The following is a 7,608-nucleotide window of genomic DNA, read 5'->3' as shown; positions in this document are numbered from 1 at the left end:
CACGCACCGGGCCGGCGTCGATTTCCAGGGGCTGGCCATGACTGGGCGCGATCTCGAAAAAAGCCTCGCCCTGGTACAGGCGGGCGATGCGCTGTTGGTCCTTGATGCTGCTGGAGAACGCCGAGTTGGTGTTCAGCAATACTTTCGAGCCATCGTCCAGTTGCAGGCGCTGGCGTTCGCCCACCACGGTCAGGTGATCGGCTTGCAGGCGTACTGGCAGATTGCTGAAGCTGAACAGGCCAATCAGCAGCACAGCGGCGGTGGCCAGTGGTTTCCAATGGGGTTTGATCCGGCGCCAGGCGCTGGGCTTGCGTGGCGCGGCCAAAGCCATGGCAGCACTGTGCACGGGCGCGCCACCCCAGGCGGCCTGGGCCTTGGCGAAAGCCTGGACGTGGGCCGTGTCGTGGGCCAGCCAGGCTTCAAACTCGGCCTGCTGCCCGGGCTGCGGGCACTGCAAGGCGATCAGCCAGTCGAGGGCCTGGTCCATAGCCGTGTCTTGCAACACCTCATGAGCCAGCTCATGGGGGCGCAGTTTATTCGGGTCCGTCACGGTGTGCCTCGGGTCTTCGCCACGTTTTATTCATTAATCCTACAGCCTGGGTCGACACTTCTGTCGGGTGCAGCTTAAGGCCGATCCAGCCGTTCGGCCACACCTACGCAGATGGCCATGATCAATTTCAGTTCCTTTTGCACGGTGCTCAAGGACACGTCCAACTGATCGGCGATCTCCTGGTAGCTGCACCCGTGCAGGCGGCTGAGGATGAAAATCTGCTGCTGGCGGGCGCTCAACTGGCCCAGGCTGACGCTCAGGTGTTCAAGCAGTTGCTCGGCCTGGGTCGCATCTTCGGGGGTGCTGATGGGCGCTGCGACGCTTTGCAGGATGTCGAACGGGACATCTTCCTGCAGCGTTCGGGCCTGAATCCTGCGCGAACGCAGGTGATCCAACGCCAGATTGCGCGCGGTTTGGTAGACGAAAGGTTCAAGGTGATCGATCGGCCGCTCGCTGAGGGCCCGGGTGACGCGCAGGTAGGTTTCCTGCAACAGGTCCTCGGCGGTGCTGGGGTTATTCACCATCCGCTGCAAGGTGCGTAGCAGAATCACCCGTTGGGTGAGAAAGACTTGATTGAAGCGAGATTGGCTCACAGTGATACCAGACCGATTTGCAGTTAATGATAATGCTTATCATCAACTGAAATGGCAAGTGGCTATTTCTGCAGGCCTGCATCGATCAAATGTGGGGGGGCAAGCCCCTCCCACATAAACTCATCACAAGACGGGTTTACTCGGCGTTGCACAACGCCAGGCAGTTATCCAGCATGCGGTTGGAGAAACCCCACTCGTTGTCATACCACGCCAACACTTTGAGTAACTTGCCACTTACTTTGGTGTGATTGGCGTCGAAAATCGACGACAGCGGGTTGTGGTTGAAGTCACTGGATACCAGCGGCAGGGTGTTGTAACCGAGGATCTTCGAGTGCTGGCTGGCTTCCTTGAGCAGCGCATTGACTTCTTCGGCGGTGGCTTCCTTTTTCAGTGTCACGGTGAGGTCCACCAGCGACACGTTGATCACCGGCACCCGCACGGCCATGCCGGTCAGTTTGCCCGCCAGTTCCGGCAGCACCAGGCCGACCGCTTCGGCGGCACCGGTCTTGCTCGGGATCATGTTCTGGGTGGCCGAGCGCGCGCGGTACGGGTCGGTGTGGTAGACGTCGGTCAGGTTCTGGTCGTTGGTGTAGGCGTGGATGGTGGTCATCAGACCGCTTTCGATGCCCAGCTCGCGGTGCAGCACCTGGGCGACTGGCGCCAGGCAGTTGGTGGTGCACGAGGCGTTGGAGATGATCTGGTGGGATTGACGCAGAATGTCGTGGTTCACGCCATACACCACGGTAGCGTCCGCGCCTTTAGCCGGTGCCGAGATGATCACCTTGCGCGCGCCGGCGCTAATATGGGCGGCAGCCTTGTCACGGTCGGTGAACAGACCGGTGCATTCAAAGACCACGTCGATCTTGTGTGCAGCCCATGGCAGGTCGGCCGGGTTGCGAATGGCACTCACGGCAATCCGGTCACCGTTGACGGTCAGGCTTTCCTGATCGTGAGCGACCTCTGCGTCGAATGTGCCATGTACGGTGTCGTATTTGAGCAGGTGGGCATTGATCGAGCTGTCGCCCAGATCGTTGATGGCGACGATCTGCAAATCCTGGCGGTAGCCTTGGGTATACAGTGCGCGCAGGACATTACGGCCGATACGGCCAAAACCATTGATTGCGATACGAAGAGTCATTGGAGAGTGCCTGTCGTCGATTTGTTGTAAGAATTACAAGATTATTCGCATAAAAATAGAAAACAAGCCTTTTTAGTGGCAATATTTTGTTCAATCTACAACGAGTGACCTGAATCAACTGGTCCGATGATTTAAACGACACCCTGCCATCCCATGAGCTGCGGGCGTTTGATCAGCATAGACACTCAGGTCGCCACATCCGTTAGCCTGGAGTTCTACACATGCATCCCCGCGTTCTTGAGGTCACCGAACGGCTTATCGCCCGCAGCCGCGCCACCCGCGAGGCTTACCTTGCGCTCATTCGCGGCGCCGCCAGCGACGGTCCGATGCGCGGCAAGCTGCAATGCGCCAACTTTGCCCACGGCGTGGCTGGTTGCGGCACTGAAGACAAAAACAGCCTGCGCATGATGAATGCCGCCAACGTGGCAATTGTTTCGTCATATAACGACATGCTTTCGGCGCATCAGCCGTACGAACATTTCCCTGAACAAATCAAGAAAGCCCTACGCGAAGTCGGCTCGGTCGGCCAGTTCGCCGGTGGTACGCCCGCGATGTGCGACGGCGTGACCCAGGGCGAGCCGGGCATGGAGCTGAGCCTGCTCAGCCGTGAAGTGATTGCCATGTCCACGGCGGTAGCGCTGTCCCACAACATGTTCGACGCCGCACTGATGCTGGGCATCTGCGACAAGATCGTCCCCGGCCTGATGATGGGTGCGCTGCGCTACGGCCACCTGCCGATGATCTTCGTGCCGGGCGGCCCAATGCCGTCGGGCATCTCCAACAAGCAGAAAGCCGATGTGCGCCAGCGCTATGCCGAAGGCAAGGCAACTCGCGAGGAGCTGCTGGAATCGGAGATGAAGTCCTACCACAGCCCCGGCACCTGCACGTTCTACGGCACCGCCAACACCAACCAGTTGCTGATGGAAGTGATGGGCCTGCACTTGCCGGGCGCCTCGTTCGTCAACCCGTACACGCCGCTGCGTGACGCCCTGACCCGCGAAGCCGCGCATCAGGTCACGCGACTGACCAAAGCCAACGGCAACTTCACGCCGATCGGCGAGATCGTCGACGAGAAATCCATCGTCAACTCCATCGTCGCCCTCAACGCCACCGGCGGCTCCACCAACCACACCCTGCACATGCCGGCCATCGCCATGTCGGCGGGCATCATCCTGACCTGGGACGACATGGCTGACCTCTCCGAGGTAGTGCCGACCCTGTCCCACGTGTATCCAAACGGCAAGGCCGACATCAACCACTTCCAGGCGGCGGGCGGCATGTCGTTCCTGATCCGTGAGTTGCTGGAAGCCGGGTTGCTCCACGAAGACGTCAACACCGTAGCCGGCAAGGGCCTGAGCCGCTATATCCAGGAACCGTTCCTGGTCGACGGTGAGCTGGTCTGGCGCGACGGCCCTATCGAAAGCCTCGACGAAACCATCCTGCGCCCGGTGGCTCGCGCGTTCTCGCCAGAAGGTGGCCTGCGCGTTATGGAAGGCAACCTGGGGCGCGGCGTGATGAAAGTCTCCGCCGTGGCGCCGGAACATCAAATCGTCGAAGCACCGGCTGTGGTGTTCCAGGATCAGCAAGACCTGGCCGACGCCTTCAAGGCTGGCCAGTTGGAAAAAGACTTCGTCGCGGTGATGCGCTTCCAGGGGCCGCGCTCCAACGGCATGCCGGAATTGCACAAGATGACGCCGTTCCTTGGCGTGTTGCAGGACCGTGGTTTCAAGGTGGCGCTGGTGACAGACGGGCGTATGTCCGGCGCGTCGGGTAAGATCCCCGCCGCGATTCACGTCAACCCCGAAGCCCAGAGCGGCGGGCCACTGGCGCGGGTGCGCGATGGCGATATCATTCGTGTGGATGGCGTGACCGGCACCTTGGAGCTTAAGGTGGACGCCGAAGCATTTGCAGCGCGCACGCCTGCCACGGGCCTTCTGGGCAATAACGTGGGAGCCGGTCGCGAGCTGTTTGCATTTATGCGCTTGGCCGCAAGCTCCGCAGAGCAGGGCGCCAGCGCCTTTACCTCTGCCTTGGAGACGCTTAAGTGAAGTTAGCGCTGGTCGGTGATATCGGGGGCACCAACGCCCGTTTTGCAGTGTGGCGAGATTCGGCGCTGCACTCGATCCGGGTGCATGCCACGGCGGATTACCCAAGCCCTGAAGCGGCGATCAAGGTCTATCTGAAGGAAGAAGGCCTGGAAATCGGGGACATCGGTGCGGTGTGCCTGTCGGTGGCCGGGCCGGTGAGCGGCGATGAGTTCAAGTTCACCAACAATCACTGGCGCTTGAGCAAGACGGCGTTTTGCAAGACGTTACAGGTGGATGAACTGCTGCTGGTCAATGATTTCTCGGCCATGGCCCTGGGCATGACCCGCCTGCAGCCCGACGAATTCCGCGTGGTCTGCGAAGGCACGCCGGAGCCGTTGCGCCCGGCGGTGGTGATCGGGCCGGGCACTGGGCTGGGTGTCGGCACACTGCTGGACCTTGGTGCTGGTCGTTACGCGGCGTTGCCAGGGGAGGGCGGCCATGTCGACCTGCCCCTGAGCAGCCCGCGGGAAACCCAGCTGTGGCAGCACATCTACACCGAAATTGGCCACGTCAGCGCCGAAACGGCGTTGAGCGGCGGCGGCTTGCCGCGTTTGTACCGGGCGATTTGCGCGGTCGATGGTCACGCGCCGGTACTGGACACACCCGAAGCCATCACGGCGGCAGGCCTGGCTGGCGACCCGGTGGCGATGGAAGTATTGGAACAGTTCAGCATTTGGCTGGGCCGGGTTGCAGGCAATAATGTACTGACCACCGGTGGGCGCGGTGGCGTGTACATCGTGGGCGGGGTGATACCGAGGTTTGCCGACTTCTTTATCGCCAGCGGTTTCGCCAAAAGCTTCAGTGACAAAGGCTGCATGAGCGACTACTTCAAAGGCATTCCGGTGTGGTTGGTGACCGCGCCGTATTCCGGGTTGACCGGGGCGGGTGTGGCATTGGAACAGGCATTTGCTTAGGCAGTGATGGCCTCATCGGGGGCAAGCCCCCTCCCACATTTGGAACGCATTCCAAATGTGGGAGGGGGCTTGCCCCCGATAGGGCCATCAAGAACACCCATAACAACAAGGAGGACCCCGTGAGCGTAATCAGTAAATCGATTCTCCTCGTCGACGACGACCAGGAAATCCGCGAATTGCTGCAAACCTACCTCAGTCGCGCCGGTTTCCAGGTGCGTGGCGTGCCGGATGGCGCGGGGTTCCGCCAGGCGATGAACGAGGCGCCGTGCGACCTGGTCATCCTCGATGTGATGTTGCCGGACGAAGACGGCTTCAGCCTCTGCCGCTGGATTCGTCAGCATCCGCGCCAGGCGCAGGTGCCGATCATCATGCTCACCGCCAGTTCCGACGAAGCCGACCGTGTGATCGGCCTGGAGCTGGGCGCCGATGACTATATCGGCAAACCGTTCAGCCCTCGCGAGTTGCAGGCGCGGATCAAGGCCCTGTTGCGCCGCTGCCAGTTCGGCCAGGAGCGCAGTGGGAATGCTGATGTGCTGGTGTTCGATGAATGGCGCCTGGACATGATCAGCCACCGCCTGTTTCACGTCGACGGCGAGGAAGTGATCCTCTCCGGTGCCGACTTCGCGCTGCTCAAGTTGTTTCTCGACCATCCGCAACAGATTCTCGACCGCGACACCATCGGCAACGCCACCCGTGGCCGCGACCTGATGCCGCTGGACCGCATCGTGGATATGGCAGTGAGCCGGCTGCGCCAACGCCTGCGCGACACCGAAAAACCCCCGAGGCTGATCCGCACCGTACGTGGCAGCGGTTATCAACTGGCAGCCAGCGTGGTTGCCGGCAATGTCCAATGAGCCGGTGACCGAACGCCGTCGCCGCTTCCCGGTACCGCGCTCGCTGTTGGGGCGCATGCTGCTGTTGACCTTGCTCGCGGTGTTGTTCGCCCAAGCGTTGTCCAGCGTGATCTGGGTCTCGCAGTTGCGCGCCACCCAGCTTGAGGGCCTGGTCACCAGCGCCCGCAGCCTGGCGCATTCGATGACCGCCAGTGTGAGTTACTTCCGTTCGTTGCCCGTGGCCTATCGCCCGCTGGTCCTGGACCAATTGCGCAGCATGGGCGGCACCCGGTTTGTGGTGACCCTCAATGACCGCCCGCTGGACATGCAGGTCTTGCCCGAAACCCCGCGCAAACAGGCGGTGCTGGTGGCGGTGGACGAGGTGCTGCGCCAGACCCTGGGCGCCGACGTGCATATCTCGGTGGAGTTCGTCAGCGCCGAAGACCTGCGCATCTTCAACGCCGGCCTCAAGCTCGATGAGCTGCCGCGTTCCTGGGCCCATTACGCACTGACCCTGGAACCGGTAAACCCGCCGGTGCTGGTGACCCAGATCCAGCTCGCCCCCGGCGAATGGCTGTACATCGCTTCGTTGCTGCCTGAGCCTTACACCAGTCTTGAAGAACAGGGCCTGCCATCGCAGCAGGTGTGGTTTATCGTACTGACCAGCGGTTTTCTGCTGTTGTTTATTGGCCTGCTGGTGCACTGGCAAAGCCGGCCGCTCAAGCGCCTGGCGCGGGCGGCGCGGGATATGTCCCTGGGCGCCGACGTAGAACCTGTGGCCGAAGGTGGCGGTAGTGAAGTGGTGGAAGTGGGGCGCGCATTCAATGCCATGCGCGAGCGCATCAGCCGCTACCTGACCGAGCGCAGCCAGCTGTTCAGCGCGATTTCCCACGACCTGCGCACACCGATCACCCGTCTGCGCCTGCGCGTGGAGCTGCTGGAAGACGAGAATCTGCAAACCAAGTTCGGCCGCGATCTGGATGAGTTGGAACTGCTGGTGAAGGGCGCGCTGCAATGCGTGAAAGACACCGATATCCACGAGAACATCCAGCCCGTCGATCTGAACCATGTGCTCGAATGCCTGGTGGAGCCTTATGTTGCGCCCAACGGCAACGGCCGCGTGACCCTGAATGGCGCTGCATTGGTGGCCTATCCGGGCAAGCCGCTGGCGCTCAAGCGTTGCATTGGCAACCTGATCGACAACGCCTTGAAGTACGGGCAGAACGCGCATTTGCATGTCGAGGATGATGGCGCGGAATTTGTCCTGCACGTCGACGATGAAGGTCCTGGCGTGCCGGAGCAGCGCCTGGAGCAGGTGTTCGAGCCGCACTTCCGCCTGGCCGGGCAGCAGCAGGGCTACGGGTTGGGTCTGGGGATTGCGCGCAATATTGCCCACAGCCATGGTGGCGAGGTGAGCTTGCAGAATCTGCGCGAGGGTGGGTTGCGGGTCACCTTGCAGCTCCCGCGCACCCTGGACTGAAAAACACTGAAGA

7 protein-coding genes are annotated in these 7,608 nt (G+C 61.5%); 4 read left to right on the top strand and 3 right to left on the bottom strand.

Features of this window, described 5'->3' with window-relative positions:
- The 3 genes from EJD88_RS09655 to gap all read right to left on the bottom strand — a co-directional run.
- Positions 1-550: FecR domain-containing protein (locus EJD88_RS09655; RefSeq protein WP_158877842.1), on the bottom strand; the 550-nt coding region annotated here is incomplete at its 3' end.
- A 74-nt stretch (positions 551-624) separates the two neighbouring features.
- A complete protein-coding gene (locus tag EJD88_RS09650) occupies positions 625-1,143 on the bottom strand; it encodes an RNA polymerase sigma factor (RefSeq protein WP_099585540.1) in 519 nt (172 codons plus the stop codon).
- A gap of 136 nt (positions 1,144-1,279) precedes the next feature.
- Positions 1,280-2,281 carry a type I glyceraldehyde-3-phosphate dehydrogenase gene (gap, locus tag EJD88_RS09645; protein WP_099585539.1) on the bottom strand — a complete coding sequence of 334 codons (1,002 nt, stop codon included), beginning with the start codon at positions 2,279-2,281 and terminating at the stop codon, positions 1,280-1,282.
- 221 nt (positions 2,282-2,502) lie between these two features.
- On the opposite strand from gap, the gene edd reads away from it, so the two are divergent.
- From edd to EJD88_RS09625, 4 genes are all read left to right on the top strand, one after another.
- A complete protein-coding gene (gene edd, locus EJD88_RS09640) occupies positions 2,503-4,329 on the top strand; it encodes a phosphogluconate dehydratase (RefSeq protein ID WP_112196621.1) in 1,827 nt (608 codons plus the stop codon).
- The gene (locus EJD88_RS09635; RefSeq protein ID WP_158877841.1) at positions 4,326-5,282 is read left to right on the top strand and encodes a glucokinase; all 957 of its coding nucleotides are present in this window, start codon (positions 4,326-4,328) and stop codon (positions 5,280-5,282) included. Before edd ends, EJD88_RS09635 begins: the two co-directional genes overlap by 4 nt.
- Positions 5,283-5,401: 119 nt before the next feature.
- The gene (locus EJD88_RS09630; RefSeq protein WP_099585536.1) at positions 5,402-6,136 is read left to right on the top strand and encodes a response regulator; all 735 of its coding nucleotides are present in this window, start codon (positions 5,402-5,404) and stop codon (positions 6,134-6,136) included.
- A complete protein-coding gene (locus tag EJD88_RS09625; protein WP_112196619.1) occupies positions 6,126-7,595 on the top strand; it encodes an ATP-binding protein in 1,470 nt (489 codons plus the stop codon). Before EJD88_RS09630 ends, EJD88_RS09625 begins: the two co-directional genes overlap by 11 nt.
- Positions 7,596-7,608 lie beyond the last annotated feature (13 nt).

The sequence above is a fragment of the Pseudomonas sp. PB105 genome, assembly GCF_009764655.1.
Classification (GTDB): Bacteria; Pseudomonadota; Gammaproteobacteria; order Pseudomonadales; family Pseudomonadaceae; genus Aquipseudomonas; species Aquipseudomonas cyclaminis.
This window is presented reverse-complemented; position numbering and strand designations above follow the sequence as displayed.

What these genes read in the sequence shown, in the direction of transcription:
- gap (WP_099585539.1), bottom strand. Translation starts at nt 2,281, where the DNA reads ATGACTCTTCGTATCGCAATCAATGGTTTTGGCCGTATCGGCCGTAAT.
- edd (WP_112196621.1), top strand. Translation starts at nt 2,503, where the DNA reads ATGCATCCCCGCGTTCTTGAGGTCACCGAACGGCTTATCGCCCGCAGC.
- EJD88_RS09625 (WP_112196619.1), top strand. Translation starts at nt 6,126, where the DNA reads ATGTCCAATGAGCCGGTGACCGAACGCCGTCGCCGCTTCCCGGTACCG.